Annotated in this window: 13 protein-coding genes; 5 read left to right on the top strand and 8 right to left on the bottom strand. The window is 67.3% G+C overall.

Going from position 1 to position 21,914, the window contains the following annotated elements:
- Window position 1: 1 nt before the first annotated feature.
- From DY245_RS14815 to DY245_RS14805, 3 genes are all read left to right on the top strand, one after another.
- Window positions 2–712: an ABC transporter ATP-binding protein gene (locus DY245_RS14815; RefSeq protein ID WP_128507514.1), complete on the top strand. Its 711-nt coding sequence runs from the start codon at window positions 2–4 to the stop codon at window positions 710–712.
- On the top strand, window positions 709–3,018 hold the full coding sequence (locus tag DY245_RS14810; protein WP_128507466.1) for an FtsX-like permease family protein: 2,310 nt from the start codon (window positions 709–711) through the stop codon (window positions 3,016–3,018). Before DY245_RS14815 ends, DY245_RS14810 begins: the two co-directional genes overlap by 4 nt.
- Window positions 3,019–3,608: 590 nt before the next feature.
- Window positions 3,609–4,253 carry a LysE family translocator gene (locus tag DY245_RS14805; RefSeq protein WP_128507464.1) on the top strand — a complete coding sequence of 215 codons (645 nt, stop codon included), beginning with the start codon at window positions 3,609–3,611 and terminating at the stop codon, window positions 4,251–4,253.
- A gap of 1,152 nt (window positions 4,254–5,405) precedes the next feature.
- Here DY245_RS14805 and DY245_RS44345 read toward each other — a convergent pair.
- Together DY245_RS44345 and DY245_RS14790 are read right to left on the bottom strand one after the other, a co-directional pair.
- Complete coding sequence (locus tag DY245_RS44345; RefSeq protein ID WP_244943043.1) at window positions 5,406–6,560, bottom strand: hypothetical protein; 1,155 nt, start codon at window positions 6,558–6,560, stop codon at window positions 5,406–5,408.
- Window positions 6,561–8,054: 1,494 nt separating this feature from the next.
- Entirely contained in the window at window positions 8,055–8,711 is a 657-nt protein-coding gene (locus DY245_RS14790; protein ID WP_128507462.1) for a hypothetical protein, read from the bottom strand.
- Between the two features lie 254 nt (window positions 8,712–8,965).
- On the opposite strand from DY245_RS14790, the gene DY245_RS14785 reads away from it, so the two are divergent.
- On the top strand, window positions 8,966–9,808 hold the full coding sequence (locus tag DY245_RS14785; RefSeq protein ID WP_128507460.1) for a PE-PGRS family protein: 843 nt from the start codon (window positions 8,966–8,968) through the stop codon (window positions 9,806–9,808).
- A 1,830-nt stretch (window positions 9,809–11,638) separates the two neighbouring features.
- Here DY245_RS14785 and DY245_RS14775 read toward each other — a convergent pair.
- The 6 genes from DY245_RS14775 to DY245_RS14750 all read right to left on the bottom strand — a co-directional run bounded on the left by DY245_RS14775 (window position 11,639) and on the right by DY245_RS14750 (window position 20,859).
- On the bottom strand, window positions 11,639–11,974 hold the full coding sequence (locus DY245_RS14775; RefSeq protein WP_342354192.1) for a creatininase family protein: 336 nt from the start codon (window positions 11,972–11,974) through the stop codon (window positions 11,639–11,641).
- Between the two features lie 160 nt (window positions 11,975–12,134).
- The gene (locus tag DY245_RS14770; protein ID WP_181923674.1) at window positions 12,135–13,247 is read right to left on the bottom strand and encodes an HNH endonuclease; all 1,113 of its coding nucleotides are present in this window, start codon (window positions 13,245–13,247) and stop codon (window positions 12,135–12,137) included.
- A gap of 20 nt (window positions 13,248–13,267) precedes the next feature.
- Entirely contained in the window at window positions 13,268–14,902 is a 1,635-nt protein-coding gene (locus DY245_RS14765; RefSeq protein ID WP_128507454.1) for an AAA family ATPase, read from the bottom strand.
- A gap of 34 nt (window positions 14,903–14,936) precedes the next feature.
- The gene (locus DY245_RS14760) at window positions 14,937–16,454 is read right to left on the bottom strand and encodes a class I SAM-dependent DNA methyltransferase (protein WP_220377886.1); all 1,518 of its coding nucleotides are present in this window, start codon (window positions 16,452–16,454) and stop codon (window positions 14,937–14,939) included.
- Window positions 16,451–17,800 carry a restriction endonuclease subunit S gene (locus tag DY245_RS14755; RefSeq protein ID WP_128507451.1) on the bottom strand — a complete coding sequence of 450 codons (1,350 nt, stop codon included), beginning with the start codon at window positions 17,798–17,800 and terminating at the stop codon, window positions 16,451–16,453. Before DY245_RS14755 ends, DY245_RS14760 begins: the two co-directional genes overlap by 4 nt.
- Window positions 17,797–20,859 (bottom strand): DEAD/DEAH box helicase family protein, encoded by a 3,063-nt coding sequence (locus DY245_RS14750; protein ID WP_128507449.1) that lies wholly within the window; start codon window positions 20,857–20,859, stop codon window positions 17,797–17,799. The genes DY245_RS14755 and DY245_RS14750 overlap by 4 nt, the downstream gene beginning before the upstream one ends.
- A 420-nt stretch (window positions 20,860–21,279) precedes the next feature.
- Here DY245_RS14750 and DY245_RS14745 point away from each other — a divergent pair, with 420 nt between their 5' ends.
- The gene (locus DY245_RS14745) at window positions 21,280–21,837 is read left to right on the top strand and encodes a glycosyltransferase family 2 protein (protein ID WP_244943042.1); all 558 of its coding nucleotides are present in this window, start codon (window positions 21,280–21,282) and stop codon (window positions 21,835–21,837) included.
- Window positions 21,838–21,914: the final 77 nt, after the last annotated feature.

Here is a 21,914-nt window from a genome sequence, read left to right as displayed (position 1 = left end):
CATGGCAAACGATCACGATGGTGTCCGGCAGACAGTGGTACGGCTGGACGGCGTGCACAAGGAGTTCGGCGACGCGAAGGCGCTGGACGGGCTTTCGCTGGAGATCAAGGCGGGCGACGCGGTCGCGGTGATGGGACCTTCCGGCTGCGGCAAGTCCACGCTGCTCAACATGGTGGCCGGTCTGGACCGTCCGACCTCGGGCACGGTCGAGGTGCAGGGCCACGACCTGGGCAAGCTGAACGAAACGGGGCTGGCACTGTTCCGGCGCCGCCACGTCGGCATGATCTTCCAGTTCTTCAACCTCATCGACGACCTGCCCGTCCTGGACAACGTGGCACTGGCCGCGCAGCTGACCGGCACCCCGGCCAAGCAGGCGCGCCGCCGGGCCCTGGAGCTCCTGGACGAACTCGGTGTCGCCAAGCGCCGCAACAACTACCCGGCGACACTCAGCGGCGGCGAACGTCAACGCGTCGCTGTCGCAAGGGCGTTGATGAACCGACCCGCCCTTCTCCTCGCCGACGAGCCGACCGGCGCTCTTGACAGCCGGTCGGGCGAGCAGGTGATGGACCTGCTGATCGACCTCAACCAGATCGGCCAGACCCTGCTGATCGTCACCCACGACCCGCAGCTGGCCACCCGCTGCGCCAGTCGGCTGATCGAAGTCGCCGACGGTCAGGTCGCCCGCGAGCGCACGCTGGAGGTGTCGGCATGAGGGCCGTGTGGAGAGCCTCGCGTGCCGCGGTGAAGCGCCGCCGGGTCCAGACCTTCGTGATCGGGCTGGTGGTGCTCTGCTCCACCACGACCGTCTTGCTCGCGCTGACCCTGCTGACCGCGGCGTCCAGCCCCTTCGACAAGGCGTACGCCGAGCAGCGCGGCGCGCACACGGCCGCTTCCTTCGACACCACGAAGGTCACCCCGCAACAACTGGCCCGTACCGCGAAGCAGCCCGGAGTGGAGGCCGCCGCGGGACCGTTCGGACAAGCCGTCGTCGACATCCCCAAGGACTGGCTGTGGATGGCGGGCGGCACCCTCAGCGTCGTGGGCCGGGCCGACCCGGCGGGTCCCGTGGATCGGATCGACCTCCTTGAGGGCCGCTGGGCCACCGGCACCGGCGAGATCGTCGTCAACTGGTCCGCGCAGGGCTCTCCCGGCACCGAATTCCTCGGTACGAAGCTGAAGACACCGGGCGGAGCGACACTGACCGTCGTCGGGTTCGCCACCAGCATGAGCAAGTCGGCGAGCGCCTGGGTCTCCCCCTCGCAGATGGCCGAGCTGCATCCCACCTCCGCCCAGATGCTCTACCGCTTCACGAAATCCGACACCGAAGCCCAGCTGAGCACTTCGCTGGACCGGGCCACCGCGGGGGTGCCCAAGGAAGCGCTCACCGGCGCGCAGACCTACCTCACCCTCAAGCAGGCGTTCTCCGCACTGGCCGACTCCTACCTCCCCTTCATGACCCTCTTCGGCATCCTCGGCCTGCTGGTCTCCGTCCTGATCGTCGGCAACGTGGTCAGCGGGGCGGTCGTCTCCGGATACCGGCACATCGGCGTCCTCAAGGCGCTGGGGTTCACCCCCAATCAAGTTGTTGCCGTCTACCTGACGATGCTCTCCGTTCCGGCCCTGGTCGGCTGCGCGCTGGGCACGCTGGCCGGCAACGTACTGGCTGGACCGATCATGAAGGTCGCCTTCACCGGCATCGACGTGGGCCGGGCCACGGTCGGCGAGATCAGCCCGTGGGTGTCTGTGGCCTGCCTGGTGGGCATGCCCGCCCTCGTACTGTTCACCGCACTGATCCCCGCCCTGCGGGCCCACCGGCTGCCCGCCGCACAGGCCATCAGCGCGGGCGGCGCACCCCGCACGGGGCGCGGACTGCGCGTTCAGCGGATGCTCGGCGCCACCCGGCTGCCGCGCCCCGTCAGCCTGGGTCTGGGCCAGCCCTTCGCCCGCCCCGCCCGCACGCTGCTGACCCTGGCCGCCATCGTGCTCGGGGTCACCACCGTGACGCTGTCCACCGGCCTGACCAGCACCCTGGTGGCGTACGGCAACGTCGGCAAGGAGGACGGCGCTGCCCGCATCCAGGTGACGACCGGCGGATCCGGCGACGACAGGATGGCGCCCCGACTCAGCGACGCACAGATCGAGGAGCGGCTGCGTGCCCTGCCGGGCGCGAAGGGGGTGCGGGCCCGCGCGCTGTCCCAGGCGAACATGACTGGCCAGAACCAGCCCGTCTTCGCCGATTTCTACCGCGGCGACAACTCCCTCTACGAGCACACCATCGTCAAGGGCCGGGCCCCGACAGCGGCCGGCGAGATCGTGGCCGGACCGGCCTTCCTGACCCAGCGCGGCCTGAAGATCGGCGACCGGACCACTCTGGAACTGAACGGAAAGAAGATCAGCGCAACGGTCGTGGGCCAGGTCATTGAAGGCAACGCCCGTGCGCTGGAAGCCACTTGGGACACCTTGACCCGGCTCGCACCCAACGCCCGCGCCACCGAGTACACGGTCCGTCTCGCCCCCGACGCCGACGCCCGCGCCTACGCCGAGGCGGCCGGGAAGCTCGACCCGGCCGTGCATGCCTCCGTCCTGGACCCCGGCAACGCCGGCACCACCACCGTCATCACGTTCTCCACCGTCTTCACCGTGCTGCTCACCCTGGTGGCCGCGCTCGGCGTCTTCAACACCGTCCTCCTCAACACCCGTGAGCGACGCAGGGACCTGGGCATGCTCAAGTCCATCGGCATGATCCCCCGTCAGGTGATCCTGATGACGGTCACCTCGGTCGCCGGACTCGGCGCGGTCGGTGCACTGCTCGGCATCCCCCTCGGGATCGCGGCCCACCGCCTCGTCGTGGACCACGTCGGGGTGGTCGACTTCCCCGAGTACATGAAGGACGTGTGGCACGCACCCCAACTGGCCGCGATGCTCCTGGCAGGCGTGATGATCGCCGTCCTCGGCGCCTTGATCCCCGCCCGCACGGCGGCCCGCACCACCATCGCCACGGTTCTGCATACGGAATAGCCACCATGACACGGCGGCTGGACCCAACGGAGAGCCACACCCCTCACGCACCACCCGTGACACAGTCCTGGATCGCCCTCAGCGGCGGCCCAGGACGTCGCCGTGGACGAGGTACAAAATGCGCGAGCACCACCGCGGGCCTGGCAGCCCAAGGCAACGGGAAGGGAGTTGGCGCTCAGGGGGTGGGGACCGACGGTCTGCGCAGTAGCCTCGCCCATTCCCTTGCCCTATCTGTTGTGCTCGGCGAGTTGTTGCGATGTACGAGCAACTGACGTCCTACAGCGAAGAGAGCGCGTGCTGGGCGACTTGGCACGGTCGCTGGAACCGATGGCCTGCGCAAAGCTCCAGTTGCCTCGCTGGGCGCATCTCACTGCGGATGCTGCCCGCGGACGAGCCATTCGTCTCAGCCTTGTTGTAGGAGAGGGCCCAGCATCTGATGTCGGGCCAGGAACAGGGCGCATAAAGATACCGAGCGGCGAAGCCATATGCTGAGCCGGGCGAGGCAGGCGCAGCTCGTGCGCTACCCCCGCCCTCTGCAACCGGGCGCCCCCTCCGTACGGGGCTCCCGACGAACAACGGGAGGTTGACCGGTGATCACTCTGACCGCAGTCGGAGGAGTGGCCCTAGTCGAACTGGGCATGGCGTTGACTCCCGGACCGAACATGATTCACCTCGCCTCCCGGGCGATCACCCAAGGCCGCAGGGCGGGCCTGGTCAGCCTCAGTGGGACCGCCGTGGGATTCGTGTGCTACCTACTGGCCGCAGCTGCGGGCCTGTCCGCGATGTTCGCCGCCGTGCCGGTGACCTTCACGGTGGTCAAGCTCGCCGGGGCCGCCTACCTGGCGTACCTCGCCTGGGACATGCTCAAGCCCGGCGGCCGCTCGCCCTTCGCCCCGGCCCAAGACCTGCCTCGAGTCTCCGACGCCCGCCTGTTCTCCATGGGGCTGTTGACCAACCTGCTGAACCCCAAGATCGCCCTGATGTATGCCGCACTGCTGCCCCAATTCTTGGACCCGCAGGCCGGCCCGGCCTGGGGACAGCTGCTTCAGCTCGGGACGGTGCAGATTGTCGTGGGAATCTCCGTGAACGCCCTGATCATGCTGGGCGCAGCACGCATGTCGAAGTTCCTGGCCACCCGGCCCCGCATCCTGACCGCCCAACGATTCACGGCAGGCGGTCTGCTCGGTGCTTTCGCCCTGCACACCGCACTGTCCCGCAACGTTGTATCCACCTGAGTCGGGCCCGCGTCGCTACCGTCGGCCTCCACCACGGTGGGGGCCGGTGGGCCAATGCCGTCTCAAGACGGGGGACCCGACGAGGTGGCGACACATTGGCGATTGACGGCCGACGCCGGCGAATCCAGGGCTGCCATCCCGCTCGCCGCGGTCCTCACCAACAGCGGTGACCGCCCTCCCTTTCGCGCCGTCCTGCAAAGAGCGGCAGACGCAGGCGACGGCGATGCGGTCCTTGTGCTCGCAGCGGTGGACATCGGCTCCTAGGCGCGACATCGGCCAGCAGGGTCCGTCTGCCGAGAGCCACGACCGATCTGCCACGCTTGGTACTTCACCCGGTACGACGCTCACGCCATATGCGGGGACCGACTAGAAGTCTGCTGGCCCGTGACGCTCGTTTGACGCTCCGACCCCGGCCCGCCCGATCTGCAGGGGCCGAAAACCCCTTCTGAACGGTCGACTCGGCCCGGACCCTGCCCGGTCGGCCAACCCAGACCTCGGCCGGTCTTTTGACGCCGTCTGTAGTGGTGGCCCCGCCCCAGGCGGGACCACCACCGTGCAGCAGGCAGCCTCCTGCCACGCGCCCGCAGGACCCTTGGCCACCATTGGCGCTGTGCCGCCGCAGCGACGGTCAAGAGCCGCGCAGTTCTCCCTCAATTTCTTGAGGGAATACCCCATTTGTTCACTGTGCTCTCCGTCGCCTCCCTTGCCGCTACGCCCTTGGCTGCTGCCTCATCGCAAGCGCCTCTCATTTGTCCCCGGCGAGGGGCGGTCGCACCAGCGGCGTGCGTCAGATTGGCGCACGTAGCGCCCACAGCGCCCGTAACGCACAACGGGTTATTCGACCCGATTTCCTCATGCGTGCCGCTGACCTGCGACAACTGCCACATGTTTTTGTTCCACATGTTTCGTGATGACCCATAACGTTGAGTGTGTTGCGATCCTTGAGACCGCCGCAAAGGGGTGCTGACCTGTGGGTTCCTGTGGTGTGCGTTATGGGCACTGTTTGCGTTACGGGCGACATATTGACGCATATTCGACGCATGTGACGCACGTTCTGATGGGGGCGTCACTGTGCTGGACGCGCAGGTCAACGGCGGGCGAGTTGGTTTCGGAAACTGGCTTTGCTGAAGCTTGGCCTGTGCGGGAGCACGTTCAATAGGTGGGACCGTAAGGGCTCCAGCCGCGCATGAACGGCTTGAGATCCTCGGGGCGAGGGTCGGGGATGTCTGGCAGCCTGGGTGTTCCGCTGAGTGGGTTGAGACGTTGCACGTGGGTGGCGGCCCAGGTGATCCATACTTCGACTGCGCTCTTCTCCTCGCCTGCCGGCAGGGTTTCTGCGTGTCTGCGTAGTGCGCTGAGATACTCGGCGAGGCGGGTCGCGTGGCGCCACGCTGCCTCTTGCGATTCGAGGTGCTGGACGCGGTATGCCTCCGCGTAGTCGATCTCTGCCTGCCGCTTTGCGGCTTCCCAGCGCAGGCGCTTCTGCCGCGCGGCTTCCAGGTCGGCCAGTCGCTTGCGTTCGGCAGCTTCTCCTCGGAGACCTACTTCCTGCACGATCTCGGCGAGTTGGTCCTCAAGGGGGCGGGTGGCGGTGTCGGCCCACTCACTGGCCCGGTGCGGCTGCCCACCGTTGATGCGGATCCGCAGCCGGTCGGCGGGGGAGTAGTCGTAGCGCGGAATCCTGGTCCAGGAGTACTTCTCAGCGTCTGCGAGTTCCTTCTTCGTCGGGATGTGCTCAGCTCGGTCCTGTTCTTGGAGGACGAGGAAATCGCACTGCTGGCCTTGGGCTGTGATCGTGAAGTGCGGTGGGCCGTTTCGTCGCCGGTGTGGTGGGGGTGCGCCTTGTACTGTGCCGACTGCGCTGGTGTGGCCCAGTTTCTGTGTTGAGGTAAGCAGTGCGTGGATGAGGCGGAGGGCTCGCCCCTGTACGGATGCGGTCAACCCCATGGGTCGGGGGTGCTTTTGCAGGGCCTTGACGACTGGGTGGGGTTTGGTGAGTCGTGTCGGTACTGGGACGGGTGGCAGAACGGCCAAGCGCCATGCAGGAGTGTCGACGAGCCGGATTTCGTAGCCGTCGCGGCACCAGCCTGCGTGGAGTTCTTTGCCTTTGGGGACCTTTCCTGATCTGCGTGCTGCGGCTACGCGGATCGGCCATTTCTCGGTCTCTCGGCCGGTGGCCTCGCGCTTGACGATCCGCCCGCCAGCTTCGGCGAGCTCGTCCAGGAGCTGTTCCGTAACAGTCTTGGCTCTTTTCCGTGGAAGGGAGTCGGCTCTCTGCGGAACTACTACGTGCGAGGTTTCCTGCATCCTGGAGATGTGACTTTCGGTGCGGGCGGATTGCTTAGCTCCGGTCTTCTGTCTAGATGCTCGGCCTTTGCTGCGAGGCTGATCAGGCGGGTAGGTTCCGTGTTCCAGGTAATGCTGGCCAGCGTTGGTAAGGGTGGCAGACCACTTCCCCTGCCGCCTGGATACCGTGACCAGCCCCCGGTTTTGCAGTGCTTGGCAGCTGAGTTTGTGCGTGGACCCCTCCCACACGCCGTCAGGGCAACCTTGGCCGACCCAACGCAGGACCTGCCGTTGACGTTCGTTCAGCTGTTGTGGCACGTGAAGCCCCTTGCCTCGGAAGCGCCCGATAGCATGCTTCCAGCCGTGGTTCGTTACCTAGTCCGATAGCGTCCCTTCGGGCGATCGCCTCATGGGCCGCTCCGGACATCTCCCCACTAGACCTGCCGCACGGCTCCCGCCCGTCCACGGCCGGACAGAGGGGCGGCGGACTTGAACCGGCGACATCTTCGTGCCGAACTACTGGTTGGGAGCATTTGAGAGCCTGGTGGGCTGGTCGAGCGACCATCTGCGGCTACTGAGGGTTGGTTGCGGTCGGGTTGGTTGCTTTACTTCGGTGCTGTACTGGACCTGCCGACGGCATCAGGTGCACGCCCCTGCAAGCCGGGTGGTGGGCTGCGACATATGATCGTCGACCATCACGGCACGGGTCTGAGTGGAAGAAATGCTTCATCAGAGGCCCCTTCTACGCCCTGGCGCGAGGCCGTGCTCGCGTCACTGCGCTCGCCACGGTTCCACGTGATGACACCTTTCCCGCTGGGTGTAGCCCCCGGGAACGCCCACGCTAACGGAATCCCAGAAGGGCTCGGACTCGCGGAAGTGCCCGCCCCCCCCCCGTATGCCACCTGACCCCGGGATAGCCACGGCGCAGAGACCGGAGAGCGGCTGATGCGAGGCCGCAGCGCGTGTAGCCCTCATAGGAGTGAGGCGATTCCACCCAGCCGATCTCGCACAGATCGCAGACCACGTACTCGACCTCGAAAGCCAGGTCGGATCCGAGATATGCCGCTCGGATGCGCCAACCTGTCCGCTCATAGGCCCCGGCCGGCCGGTCGACCCAGGGTCTCGGCGGGGTGGCGGTCCGGTCGAATCGGTAGAACTCGGGGTACGCCCATCGGCGGAGCCGGTCGCGCCAGGTTGGCTTGTCGGGCCACTCCCGTAGCCAATGCACGTAGTCAGCGAGCTGCGCTATGGCACGGATCGCCGTTTCCTTCTCTGCCATGGGCTCTCCTTCCGTGTCTCTGGAGTTGCCGTCGGTCGTGGTCAGTCGCGGGGGCTGTTGTACAGCACGGCGTGTGACTGCGTTGCGAAGCCCCAACACGCTTTCCAAATGTTCGTACGGGAGTCCGGCAGGGGCCATGGGTGTCCTGACCTGCTGCGGAGCATCGGGGGTGGCCCCGTTCGAACGGGGCCGGACAGACGCGAATGAGACCAGAATCGAGACCGGGAGCATGGCTCTCAGGGCGTATCGAGGTTCACGCTGAGGCAGTCGTTTGAGTCCACCGCTATGCCGGTGGGGGTGGTGACGATGATGCCGTACTGGGCCCCAGCCAGTGTCTTCGCGGCGGTGCAGTGTTGGCCGGCGTCGCCGCCGGTGAACTCGATCTGAATCGTGTCGCGACGGTCGGCTGGGTTCGCTTCTGCGGGGTTGCCAGGCTGGATGTACGCGGCCTTCACGCCCTTGAGGCGCTTGGCCCACGCGGGCACTCCGGCCCCATAGCTGGGGGCCACGGACGGGGTGGCGTTACCAGAGCGAGGGTCTGCTGCTGTTGTTGGCGCTGCCTCCAAAGAGGGAACGGACGCCTCCATCGACGGTGATGTCTGCGCGGCCGCCGATTTGGGCTCGCTGGTGTCGGTATCGAAGAGCCCATAGATCATTGCCACGACTAACACACTGGCTAGTCCGGTGCCGAAGATCAGTCCGGTCCGGGAGGGCCTCGGCGGGGCGGAGAGCGTCAGGGGTGACAGCTTGTCTGGAGGGACGGAGAGCTCGCTTCCCGTGTTGAGCATGCGTATCTCGACGTCGCCGTCGGCTGCGTAGCCGGTGATGTTGGCGCGGTTCCCCATGTACAGGACGATCGATCCGATCGGGAAGCTCTGTGTCGCGGGCGTCAAAACGGAATCCTTCCGTGAACGGGGTGACTACCTGGGGGATACGCCCGGATGCACGTCTCACGACGTCGCAGCCGGTGCGACCATTCTGGCTTGGCCATTGGACTGCTTGGACGGTTGCCACCGTGAGCACCATCCGGCCAACTGGGACGGAGAGGCGGCCCTGGCTGGGGAACACCAGGGGGCGCTGCTCTCCATCGCCTGTTCTTTTGGCAATGGCTGGGCGATGGGATGAACAGACCTGGCTGAATAGGCGCATGGAGATTGGTGAGAACTGGGCCTACCGCGCCAGGCCGAAGGAGCTGGGCGCCGCGGTTCGCCGCGTTGAGAACGTTCGGGTGGGTGGGAGCGGCAGGTCTGGATGGCTCCACGTGCGGTTTCTCGAAGGTGATGACGCGGGACTGCAGGAGTGGGTCAACCCGAATTCTCTCGTGGCGCGCTGGGAGGACGTCGAGGCGTTTCGCGCGGACGACGTGCGCGAGCTCGTGCTGGCCGAAGCGTCGCAGGGTGTCCGAGGCAGCGCCGACTTTGAGGCGGCGCGGTTCGTACTTGGATTCGTCCGCCCGAAGAGCAAGCTGCGCCTGCGGCGCGGCGCTGCTGACGCCGGGATCTTGGAGATGAGCCGCCTCGACGAAGGCGCCAGGCTTGTCGGGATGGAACCCGCAGAGCTTCGGGGCGATCCGATGGTCCACGAGAATCGCGAGGGGCAGTGCCTGGCTGGGTGGCCGGTCACTGAGCGGATCGCACGTCACGTGGCCGGCCGTCTCGCCGACGACCTCCTCCCCGAGGTGGACCGCAGGCAGCAGGCTGTCGATCAGGAGCGCACTGATTCCTCCTGGTACTCCTACAGTCGCCGGGACGACCGCAAGTTGGACGCGGAAGCGGCCGTCCTGCGGACCGTTCGGGAGTGGTGCGGCCAGGACAAGGCGGATCGCTACGACGAGCTGGTCGCCCTGCGCGACGAGGTCGTCCGGCTCGGGAAGCTCGTGGAGAAGTCGGTGAAGGCCCTACGCGACCGCGGGCACGGTGTCATCGCCTCCACCATTGAGCGCGACCTCGGGATCCATATCTCCAGCCTTGATCCAGACGTTCGTCGGTGAAGCTGCGCCACCGCTCCGGCTCCGGCTTGGGTGGCTCGGCTTCCGCCTTGGGATCCTCCTTCTTCGGAGGCTTCTCTTTCTCCGGCCGCTGGGGATGCCATCCATCGAGGAAGGGCCGTAGCTGGTCGCCCGTGGGCTCCGCGTGGAGGCTGTGGGCGGTCAGGGCCCTGCCGGCCACGGTCGGGTCGAGCCGGTCGGCCTCCGCCCTTCCCCACGCTGACCACTCGCGTAGTCGCCCGGCTTCGTGGGCGTCGTCCGAGACGGAAGCGGCCTCATCGAGCGCGGCGCAGAAGGCCCGCATCTCCCCTGCGGCCCGCCACTGAGCCAGGGCGGTGCCGAACCGGTCGACCCGCACGGCGTCCACTGCCTTGATCGTCGCGATGCTGACGGCCGCTTCCCACTCCCGCCGTGTACGTTCCTCCGCCTCAGCCTCCAGCCGACGGCGCTCTTCTTGCTCCTTGNTACGTTCCTCCGCCTCAGCCTCCAGCCGACGGCGCTCTTCTTGCTCCTTGGCCTCTCGCAGGCGGCGTTCCTCCTCCTGCCGCTCCCGCTCCTCACGCAGACGCTGCTGCTCCGTCTCCCGCGCCAGCCGAGCCTGCTCCTCTTCCTCCGCGCGGGCCTTCAGTGCCCGGAAGATCGAACCGATCTGGTTCTCCAACGGCTTCTTGGCTGTGTCGACCCACTCCTTCTTCCAGCCGTAGCTGTAGCCGCTGCTGTAGCCCGAGCCCTGGCTCACGACCAGTTCCAGTTCGCCGGACGGTTCGAACCGGTGCGCCGGGGTGACCCGCTGCCAGTCGTACGTTCGTTTTCCCGGCTGCTTGGGCACGTACCGGACCTGTTTCTGTCGCTCACTGAAACTGATCTCGTACGTCCTGCCATGGACCGTGAGCAGCGGCCTCGGCTGCCTGCGCTTCTTCGACACCGCGATCTCGCCATGCCGGGCGAGGGCCTGCTCGGCGAGGAGCCGAAGGAGGGAGAGCACCCGTGGGAGTACCTCATCCGAGATCTCGAAGGCGCTGTGGTCCGCGGTGACCGCCGCGATCACGTCCTCGACGTCGGTGATCACTCGGCTCCGTGCCAGGCGGATCCGGTTCCACTCGGTGTCGTCCTCGCCCGTCACCCGGAGGAGGCCGAGGAAGAAGTCTCCCTTCGCCCGCCCGCTGTACTTCAGGTGGTAGCCCTCCGGCGCACACTGCCGCGCTGCGTCGAACGCCCGGCGATAGCGGGCCCGCTCCTTGGCGCTCGGGTCCGGGATCCGAAGGAACCGACCGGCCTTCTGCACCTCCGCGATTAAGGCCGCGCCGACCTCCGCTGGCGACTGCCGTGGCGGCTTCGCGGCAGGCGTTGGTGCCGGCTTCGGCTCATGTGGGGGTGCCGCCCGCCGACGGGCAGGTGCCGCAACCTCCGGTTTCGGCTCGGCGGCTACCGGTCGTTGCTTGCGCGGGGCTGGCTCGGGCCGGTCCGGGTGGTGACCGTGTTCCAGGTAGAAGCAACCGTCATCGGTGATCTCCGCCTGCCACTTCCCAGCAGGCTTGGGCATGGTGATGAGGCCACGGCTCTTGAGGGCACGGGCGGTGGTGGCGAGTTCCGGGCTCTCAGAGGTAACAGGATCCGTTCCCTCTCCGATGCGGGTGAGCAAGGCCAGCTGTCGATCGTTGAGCGGCGACCATCGGTACATGGTGACCGTCGTACCGGTCCCGCCGAGCGCCTACAAGCAGAATGGTGATGTTCCCGCATTCTGCTGCCCGAGCGTCTCCACGACCGGACGGGCAGGTCCCCGCTCCCCGTGCTCGCGACCTCGTTGCAGGACTGTGCCCTGCTCCTCCCAGGTCAGCTGAGTCGGCAGAGCAAATCCAAGTGTGTTGAGAAGCGCGATCGCAGGCTTTCCAGGACGATCTTCCCCTTCTCGGCGGTGGCGAGCGAGGGAAAGCCGATCACTCCCGACTCGGTGTACTCGGTCATTCCCTGAACCAGGAGGAAAGGTCGGTGCCCGCTGGCGTGGTCCGCTTCGTCGTAGCCCTCGCGGACGAGCTCGGGAGCGGCGTGCAGAAGGATCGAGGTCTCGATTTCGCCGGCCTGCATGTCCGCGTGTCCCCGCGGAGACCCCCGTGTTGCGGCGGGATCCGTTGTGGGTGGAGAAGGAAGCGGTGCCTCACGGCAAACGATCTCCTTACGCGTTATGTGACAGCGCCGAAGCCTGCCCGCTGGGAGCCAGAGCCAGTCCGGGAGGCCGGTCCCACGATGCAGTTCGCACGACTCCTGCCCGAGATGCGTTCCTGGACCTGTCCAAGGTCAAGGGGGTGCAGCCCGTGCAGTGGTGTCCCGCTCAAGTGGGTGCGCCAGGCGGGGTGTGTCTGGCACGGAACTCGGCGAGCGACTGCTCAACGCCAGCTATGGTCAGTCGCCAGAAATCCCATCCGTCGACATCGTCGCTGCCGGTGGCTGCGCGGGCCGCGGACGTCGGGGTGCCCCAGGTGCGGCCCAGGACGCTGATCCGACCGTCATGTTGCAAGACGGCCCGGTGCACGAGCTTGTTGTGAGGGCCGGTCAGTGCAATGCCGGCTGCCAGTTCGGCCGGGTCCAGGTGTTCGAGCAGGTTCCGCAGGTCGACCTTCGAGCGACCAGGGGCGATAGCCAGTGTGGCGGGATGCGCCGCCGCGGGCTGGGCGGTCGCGTCCATCGGCAGGGCACAGGCGCGCTGCAGGGCCAGGGCAGCCATGGCCGCTGCGCTCCACGGCGCCGTGGGGTCCACTTTCTTTTCAATCCGTGCCTGGATCTTGGGCAGCCGGCCCGGTATCTGGGCGAGCTCCGCGATCTCCGTCATGAGCTCGCGCCGTTGGTCGGTGATCTGGGTGGCGTTTAGCGCCAGGATTCGTATGGTCTCGTCGGCGCGGCACACGCCGCTCTGCGCCTCGTCTTGCGAGTACGGGGTGTCGCTGCGCCGGGCGTAGCCGTAGGTGTCGAACCCGAGCAGGCCGGGGTCGCCTCGCTGGGCCGGGTCCAGGAGCAGGGGCTGCTCGAGGTCCAGGTCATCCTTGGGATGCCAGGCGCGCGGCCCGGCCAGGAGCGGGAAGCGGGTGCCCTTGGCACGGCCTTCCGGCACGCCGTCGAATCTGGCCCCGCCGCTATTGCAGTGCTTGCACGCGATGCGGTAGTTCTCAATTTTGTACGCGAGCCACCAGTAACCGCGATGGCTGGGTTCACCGAGGACTTCGGATTTGGGCCGGAAGTGGTCGACGTTGACATCCGCGCGCTGGATTATGGTCTCGCAGTACCAACACTTCCGTCCGATGAGCTCGAGCAGGGGGTCGCGTACTTCGTCATCGGTCCAGTGCTCCGTGAAGATGCGCTTCTGGTTCGCAGCCATCGCGGCCCGCACGGCGTTCAAGGTGCGCCGGGTCTTGTCGGCCCACACCGTCGGGGTCGTGAGCCCCTTCATGTCCACATGTCTCATCGGCGTCAGAGCACCGACGAGAAGTGCTCGTTGAAAAGCTCGGCAACCAAGGCCTCCAGCACTTCCGGGGGCGGAGGGTTGGTACCTCTGGCAGCCTCGACGAGGGCGCGGCGCCTGCTGTGGAGTTCAGCGAGGAAGGCCGACACGAGCGGATCGCGGTTCGCGGTGGAAAAGCCCAGTGCGTCGAGCTTGCCGGTGACCTGCTTGAGTTCTGCCTGCGCGACCGGGTTATGCGCCGCGGCTGGTAGCAACGCGTACTGCTGATCGATCAGCTCTTGAGTGTGTTCGTCGAGCTGGGTAGGCAGTTTGAAGAGGTCTGTGGTCAGCAGACCGCCGGCGCCTTGTCCTCGCGGAGTGGCTCTGGGGGTCACCGCCGTGGCCTGGCCCTCCGTGTCTGTGGCGACGACCCGGATCTGCTGGCGGGTCATGTTGGCCACCAGCAGGGGTTCGTGGGTGGCCGTAATGAGCTGCGAGTCCTGATGCCTCCCCAGCACGGTGCGCACGGAGCTGTACCAGCGCCGGCTCCACTCGGGATGGAAGTGCGAGTCCGGTTCATCGAGAAGGAAGAGCGACTCCTGCGCACGCTGGAGCCGCAGCAGGCCCAGAATCGTCAGGAGCTGCTGCTCTCCCGAGCTCAGGTCGTCCAGTGCGAGCGTCACCGCACCAGCCTTTTGCAGTCGGACCTCGACGGTGAGGTAGCCGGCGTCGAGCAGGGTGGTGAGCAGCCCGAACATCGACAGGTCGCCGTCGAAGAGGTTGCGGAAGGCTCTGACGTCCTCGGTGGTGCCCAGCACGATCCGAAATCCGTCCGCGGGGCTCCCGGCTCCATCTACCGGGTCGGCGTCGGGAATCAATCCGAACCGGCCGGAGTCGGCCACCGCGGCGAACAGCGTGCGGGCCGGGCCGCCCAGACCCCAGTACGGCAGCGCGGCCAAGTCCGGCCCTCGCGCGGCGCGGGGCGCCTTGATGCGCAGGACGGCCGAGGCGACGTGCTGGATGTAGGAGTGCTCACGCAGGTAGGTGCCGAACGAGTCGGCCCAGTGGGTGGTCTGCGCCAGGAGCAACAGCGGCAGGTGGGCGGGGGTGCACAGGAAGACGGGGGTGTACAGGGGGCAGTTGACGGGGAGGGTGAGCTGTTCCGGCCACGCCTCATCGGGCGACCGGCTGGCACGCCAGTCGTCAAGGTTCTCTCGCCATTGCCGGCGCCAATCGCTAAGGCGGCGCGCGGCGAAGCGTCGATGCTGGTCGAACTCCACGGTCCAGGGAGCATGGGGGTGGGCCTGGTAGCCGAAGACGTGATCGGGAAGATGGCGCGGCCAGTGCGCCCGGGGCACTCTGATCGGCTCGCGGCCCGCCCGTGCCACGGTCAGCTCGGGGGCGGCTTCGCGGGAGGTCTGGACGGCCCGGACCATCGTGCCGCGCAGCTCGTAGTGGACGTCGAAGGCGAATGCCGCGCGGTGCTTGGGCCGGTGAAGGGCACCGAAGATCTCGGCGAGCGCGTGCAGGGCCCGCGATTTGCCGCCGCCGTTTGGGCCGATCAACGTGGCGATGGCATGGCCGCCGTCCACCGCGTCGGTGAGGTCCAGTTGGAAGTTGCGCAACCCCCGGTAGGAGGGAAGGCTCAGGCGCAGCATCCGCATGCGGTCCCTCCATTCGCAGCTGATGTGGTCGCGGTCACTTCGCCGAGTCCCGATCCGGGCGGTCGCCGTGTGCGCCGTAGGGCCGCAGCGCTTCGGTGAGGGCGGTCAATTCCTCCAATGCCGAGCGGAGTTCGCCGGCAATCTCCTGTGCCATGTGGTGCAGGTCGGCCTCGGGCTCGACGGGTGCAAAGGGCTCGTCCGGTGGGTCTGCGACCTGAAGATCGAGGCTGATGCGGTCCCTGGCGAGCAGGTCCTCCACGCTGAAGGACCTGAACAGGGGTGACTCGACCCGCTCGTTGCGAGGCCGCCCGGGCCGGTAGGCGGACACGAAGTCCTCGTAGTCGGAGCCGACCAGCGTCGTGGTCTTGGTCGGCGCGGGGCTGTGGGAGCGCAGGTCGTACACCCACAGCTGCTTGGTGGATGGGCTGCCGTCCGGCCGGGGCGCGGGCTTGTCGAAGAACAGGACGTTGGTCTTGACACCGGTTGCGTAGAAGACACCTGCCGGAAGCCGGAGCAGGGTGTGTACGTCGCAGGCGTCAAGGAGTAGTCGTCGGACCCGCTCGCCGGCTCCGCCTTCGAACAGGACGTTGTCGGGAACCACGACGGCTGCCCGGCCGTTGGTCTCCAGCAGGCTGTAGACGTGCTGGAGGAAGTTGAGCTGCCTGTTGCCGGTCTCCGTCCAGAAGTCGGGTCGGTAGTACGCGTACGTGTCGCCGGTGGTCATGGAGCGCCTCCCGAACGGAGGCGTGGTGAGGACCAGCGTCGCGTGCTGCGTCGGAGGCCGGGCGAGCGCGTCACCGACGGTGATCAGGGAGTCGGCGGCGTCGGCCCGCGTCATTCCGTGCAGGACGAGGTTCATCGTGGCCAGCCGCGCCGTGGCATCGACGAGTTCGGTGCCGAAGAACGCGCCCTGGTCCAGTCGCGCGCGCTGGGCTGGGGTGACGCCGGGGGGAAAGTGGTTGACCAGGTACTCGAATGACTTGATCAAGAAGCCGCCCGTGCCGCAGGCCGGATCGATGATCGTGTCGTCGACGCCCGGCTGGACACACTGCACGATCGCCTCGACCAGCGGCCGAGGGGTGTAAAACTGCCCGGCGCCGGTCTTGTGGTCGGCGGTCAATCGGGCCAGCAGGTCTTCGAAGACCGCGCCGCGGCTGGTGCTGTCGTCCCCTGACCAGTGGTAGAGGTCGACCAGGTCGATCAGTCGACTGAGCTTGGCAGGGTCCGAGACCCGGTTTTGTGCCCTTCGAAAGAGCAGACCGAGGTTGCCCGGACGGCGCGCAAGGGAGTCCAGGGTGTGCTCGTAGACCGGCAGCTGGTTCTGCCTGTCGGTCCAGCGGATCTGTCCCCATGCGTCGTAGCCGATCACGTCCACGGGGTTGAGGGGGCGGTGGCTCTGCTCGTGGGCGAGCTTGAGGAGGATCAGGCAGGCGAGCTGTTCGACGTACTCGGTGCCTGAGATTCCGTTTTCTCGCAGCACGTCGGCAAAGGACCACAGGACCTTGGCCAGGTCCTGGTCGGGCCCGGGGTGGGAGGAGACAGGTGGGTTCACGGCGAGGACTCCTGTTGCCCGAGCGGGTGGAAGGCGTCCGGCAGCTGGCCGGTGAACGCCTGCTGCAGGAGGTTGCTCCGCAGCCGGTCGGCCACGGCAACCGCTCGTTCGGCCGCAGCGGACGCGGTCTGAAGGGCCGTGAGGTGCGCGTCGACCAGAGCGACCAGCCGTTGCTGCTCCTCAGCCGGAGCGACGGGCACCGGCATCATGCGGATCTTCCCCAGACCGATGGAAGCCAGCCCAGTGACCTGCGTGGCGTTGCGCTCGCACCACTGGCGGCCGAATCCGTTGGCGTGCCAGGCCAGCAGCTTCGGGTGCAGCTGCTGGCCGGTGATGCGGGCTCGGAACACGTGGTTTTGGTGGACGCAGTCAGGCAACTGCTCCTCCCAAATCCAGCCGCGGCCCAGCTGGCCGCGGTCTCCGCCGCCGGTCAGGATCACGTCACCGGTGCGGAGGCGGGCGGCCTGTGCTCGCTGCAAGGGCAGCCGGATTGAGTGGACGTCCTCCAGGGCCAGTCGGCCTCGCTGCACGTTCGCGACCCGGAGGCAGGGAACCTCCACGTCCGCGGGATCCCACTGCCGCCTGCTGTTCTTGGTAACCCCGAGTGTCACGTCGGCGACGTTCTCCAAGCGCGTCCAGCGCCAGTCGGCAGGCAAGAACGGCAGAGCGCCGTCGTGTGTGCCGGCGGGGGTCAGGTCTCCCGGTGCGCGGTCCGCGCCGGAGAGCCGCCCCACACTGGCCCGGGCGCTCATCGTTTGGTTCAGTTCGTCAGCCTGCTCGAGGGCCCTGCGGGTTCGGGTTGTGGTGGCGTTGATCCGGGCGAGGTGGTTCTCCACCAGGGCGGCAATCCGGGCCTGTTCGCCGGGTGCCGGGAGTGGAAGCAGGATCTGCGCCAGGTCGCCGTGATTGATCCGGTAGATCGCTGCGCCGCCCTGGCGTGCGCAGGCCTCGATCTGGCGGCGCACGACCGGTGAGTTCCACAGGTGCGCGAGGTAACGCGGATCGACGAGGGAGGGCAGCACGCGCACGCGGATCATGGTGTCAGGGAAGGTCGTGGGACTGGGAGGGGCATCCACCAAGGCGCCCTCGCCGACCAGGGCCAGCGAGCCGCTGGCCCGGCTGACCAGCAGGTCATCGGGTTCGGCCAGAGCAGGCGCGCTGTCGTGGGCTGTCCAGTCGCCGCCCTTGGTCTGGGTGAAGTCCACCCTCACCGGGCGAAGGGCCGTCGCCCGCAGCACGGGGAAGCCGTCCTGGCGGGTGCGCAGGGACCGGCCGTTGACCAACGGTTCGCGCAGTACGTCGGCCAGCCGGACGGTGGTCCAACCGGTGGGAAGGTCGTTGTTCAAGCGAGCGCCTCACCCAGTTCGTACAAGAGGTCGATCGCGACGTCGGCCCCGAACGCGCCAAGGAACCCGTCCGTGCCGCCCCGACCCGAGAACGGGACGCTGTCGAGGTCCCGGGGATTGAATCGGTCATCGGCAGCGGCAGTCGCCTCCGCAATGTTCTCGATCCACCACAGCTGGGCCGGAGTGAAGGGTCCGGCCTGCTGCGTAAACGCGGCCAGACGCCGGCGCACGTCCTCGGCAGCCGCACTCTGCCCGGCGGGCTCCCCCGCATCCGATGCGGCCGGTCGGTCGTAGAGGCCGAGCAACATCTGCCGCAGCGCAGGCCTATTGCCGAGCAGGGCGCCGGCATCGCGGACTTCCTCGTCGAGGGCCTCGTCACCCCAGGCTGCGCGGACCTGCGCCATGTGGTCCGCATCGACGGTGCCGAGAAGCCGGGCCACCAACCCTTCCAAGGAAAAGTCGGCCAGCTTCCGGACCGCGGCGCCATCAGCTTCGCTCAGCACGGGAACGAGCCGGGCAAGCCGCACCCCGAGTTCAGCCGTCTCGTCAGCGGTCATGCCGGCGTCCACCGTACGGTTCAGCAGGCGCTCCAGCGCACGCCGGCCTGCCCGGCCGGACGCGTCGGTCACATTGACGAGCCGTCGGTGGTGGTGGCGCGAGGTACCCACCGCGTCGATCACCACAAACTGGGTCTTAGCAAATGCTCCTGGGGTGACGGCGCGGAGCTCCGCCGGCGCAATGCGCTGAGCCCCCTGCGCCAGCAGCCGCTCGTAATAGGCAGCGGACCGGACATCGCGCAGGAACAGCACGCACTCGACCGCCCGCATGTCGGTGGGGCCGGACATGATGTCCACCACCACGGCAATCCGGAATTGCGAAGTCGTCCTGAAGTCCCTCAGAAGCTGGGCCGGGTCGTCTCTGCACATGGTGATCTTCTGGCAGAAGGCACCGCCGAAGCCGAACACCTCGCGGATGTGATGCACGATGTTTTCCGCGTGCAGGTCGTTGAGCGCGAAGACCACGGTCTTGGGGACGCCCAGCCCACCCGGGGCCGCCCTCTCCGGGAACAGGGTGGGCAGTGCATCACGGAACGCCGTCACAACTGCAGCCAGTCGTTCGGACCCGACGATCCGCGGGTCGCTGTCCGGGCCGGCGTAAGCCAGGTCTTCGTCCAACTGCTCGTACTGGGTGCGGCGCGGACGCTTGGCTTCGGCGGCGATGTGCTCGTGCAACGGCACGAGCACCGCGCGCCCGGACGGCTCGAACCGTGTCTGGTAGACGGAGTAGTCCACGACGAGACCATCGGCGATGGCCTGTTCAAAGAGGTATTCGCTGACCAGGTTGGCGTTGAAGAAACCGAAGATCGGGGCGACCGGTGTCGCGGTGAATCCGACCACGGGAGCGTCGAAGTACTCAAGGAGGGCACGCCCTCGTCCATAGACCGAGTGGTGGCAGTCGTCGACGACGATGAGATCGAAGGAATCAGGCGGCAGAGCTTCGGAGTAGGTGACTTCGAGCGGAGCGCTGTCGGAATGCGAGACCTGCTCGGCGGTCTCGTATGCCGATACCCGTGCGGATCCACTGTCCGGCTCTGGCGTGCCTGCCAGCATGCTTTCCAGCCTCTGCACCGTGGCCACGACGGCTGACGCCGACGGAGTCGGGCCTGCCGAGGTCAGCTCTTCGACTTGGTACACATCCGCAAGACTCCGCCCCGCATCCGGGGTACTGAACTGCCGGAAACGGGCAGTCAACTGATGCGCCATCATTACGCGATCAACCACGAAGAGAATGCGGGCAGCCCTGGCATACCTGAGCTGACGGTAGGCCGCGAAGACCTCGGCGTTGACCCGTCCCGTGCCGGTAGCCATCTGCACCAGGGCACGGCGTTGTCCGGCAGCGAGCGCTTGCTCGACGGCCCGTACTGCCCTGATCTGCGGCGGACGAAGCTGTCCGGCCGCCGGCGATCCCTCGTCCAGACGGGGCAGGTGGGCCGTCAGCCTGGCTCGATAGGTCGGTGCCTCACTGTCCGCCTCTGCCTCACGCTGCCAACGCGCCAAAGTGGCCGGCCGGTGGAAGCCACTGACGAGCCGGGCCCGCGGTTCTGGATCATTGGCGTCGCAGAAAAGCAGACGTCGTCCGTCACTCACGTACCGATACGGCAGCGGAGAGCGCCAGACCGGCCACGGCGAGGCGTCTGTCACTGCTGCAGCCAGCATCCTCGCCTGCTCCATGGCCGTGGTGAGATCGGCGCCGTCCCTCTTGCACTCGATGATGCCCACCACCTGCCCGCCGACCAACAGCAGCAAGTCGGCACGGCTGCCGCCGGACAGAGCAGGCTCCACCAACACGCAACCGAGTGAGCGGCTCCGGTCATCATCCGCATCCGGGCCCAGAACATCCCACCCTGCCTTGGTGAGCCTGCGCTGCACCTCCGCCACGATCGCCGCTTCTGTCAGCGGCTCATAGGCTGCGTCGCGGGCACCGACGATCAGGTGCTCTCGCTCTGAAGCCGGCAGCGATGTCGGCCCCACTCGGAGATCGAACTCCCGGCGCAACCGGGGCAGGACCGCATCCAGCGGAGACACTCGCTCCGCCAGAACACGTAGGTCGGACGGGCCGGTGTGGACGAAGGACATCGGCTCCTGGTCGGACGTCTGGAGCCGGAAGAACCAGACAGCCAGCTCGAAACAGCGCTGCACCAGGTGCGGGGCCACCACCTCTGCCGGGTCAGGGGCACCGTCAGGGGAGCCGTGAAGGTCCTCGAACGCGGCGAGGACTCGTGCAGGGAGTAGCCCGGCACGAGTCAGTACCCGCAGACGAGACGCCTGGTCTGCCGTCGGCGACCGCACACCGGCCACGTGGCCGAGCTTGGCTGCAAGAACCTCACCGAATTGGCGCGCCGCCACCAGCGAGTCGGTAGGGGCAGTGGACATACGGGCCTCGGATGAAGCGCCGTAGAGCACTAGGAGCGGTTCGTAGGGGAGGAGAAACCCGAAATTGGCTGAGGCGAGGGCCAGGTTGGTGAACTGACTTCCAAGCTCGCTTGGCTCTCGAGCCACGTCAGCCCTCCCTACCTGCCCTGCTTGGTGATGTGGCCGGCGCCGTGGGATCCGCTACCGACCGACCGCTTACCCTACCGTCCGCCGTCTTCTTGCAACATGGAGGTTTGGCCTGATGCCGGTCGGTCAGGTGTACAGCTCGTCGGCTGGCCTTTGGACCGGCCACACGGACGGCGCAGCTGGGCGCTGCTACCGGTGCGGTGGGCTGAGCGGAAGCGCCTGTCTGCCAAGATCGCGGGGACGATGCTGACAGTTTGCTGGCTTGTCGGCGCGAGCTATTTCCGCATTGTCCCGATTCGGGATGTTGGTGAGATCGTCGATGGTCCCACAGGGCTCAGCGTGGGGGCAGTTGATACTCTTCTTCAGAGGTGAGGAGAGTGTCGTAATTCTCGTGAATTCCTAATTAGGAAATTCGAGGACATGGACTTCACCTGGTCCCAGCAGATCGCGGGCCGCCGCGCGGTCTATGTCCCCGACGCCGTCGCGCTGGCCGCCGACCCCGAAGACCTCACCTATCTCCGCAAACAGGTCTGGCGCTGGATGGCCGGCTTCTGCCAGAACGTCCGGCTCCACCTGGGCCGGCTGATCCTCCACAAACCCCTGCTGGCGGTCTGGGTGCTGCTCGCCCTCCTGGAAATCCTCACCGCACCGCTCTGGTGGGCGACACCGTTCGTGATCGCCGCGACCACGGACCAGCCACCCGCCCTCGCCTTCGCCTGGTGGGCCGGAGCCGAACTCCTGCTGACGACACCACCCCTCATCTACGCAGCCCGCCGCCGCAAACTCCCGCTTGCCGGCGTGCTGTTGAACATTCCGTGTGTCTACGCGACCAAGGCCGTGAACCTCGTCTACGCATGGAAGGCACTCGTCGTGGAGCTGCTGCTCGTGCCTCTCCATCTGGCACGGGGGCTCACCGTCTACGAGAAAGGGCGAGCCGACACTCCGGCGGGGCGGACAGCGCTTGCCGGGGCGGGGTGAGGCGCCGGCGGTCGGGTGCCGGCGCCGGTGGCCTCGCGGGTGACGTCGGCGAGTGCTGAGGCCGCCGCTCGCCGACG

Origin of the sequence: Streptomyces inhibens (assembly GCF_003389455.1) — a bacterium.
Taxonomy (GTDB): domain Bacteria; phylum Actinomycetota; class Actinomycetes; order Streptomycetales; family Streptomycetaceae; genus Streptomyces; species Streptomyces inhibens.
Note: the sequence above shows the minus strand (reverse complement) of the source record. Positions and strands in the feature narration are given on the sequence as shown.

Excerpts from the sequence above, each read along its gene's own strand:
- DY245_RS14745 (WP_244943042.1), top strand. The coding sequence starts at position 21,280 with ATGGACTTCACCTGGTCCCAGCAGATCGCGGGCCGCCGCGCGGTCTAT.
- DY245_RS14770 (WP_181923674.1), bottom strand. The coding sequence starts at position 13,247 with ATGAAGGGGCTCACGACCCCGACGGTGTGGGCCGACAAGACCCGGCGC.
- DY245_RS14815 (WP_128507514.1), top strand. The coding sequence starts at position 2 with ATGGCAAACGATCACGATGGTGTCCGGCAGACAGTGGTACGGCTGGAC.
- DY245_RS14765 (WP_128507454.1), bottom strand. The coding sequence starts at position 14,902 with ATGCGGATGCTGCGCCTGAGCCTTCCCTCCTACCGGGGGTTGCGCAAC.
- DY245_RS14785 (WP_128507460.1), top strand. The coding sequence starts at position 8,966 with ATGGAGATTGGTGAGAACTGGGCCTACCGCGCCAGGCCGAAGGAGCTG.
- DY245_RS14810 (WP_128507466.1), top strand. The coding sequence starts at position 709 with ATGAGGGCCGTGTGGAGAGCCTCGCGTGCCGCGGTGAAGCGCCGCCGG.
- DY245_RS44345 (WP_244943043.1), bottom strand. The coding sequence starts at position 6,560 with ATGCAGGAAACCTCGCACGTAGTAGTTCCGCAGAGAGCCGACTCCCTT.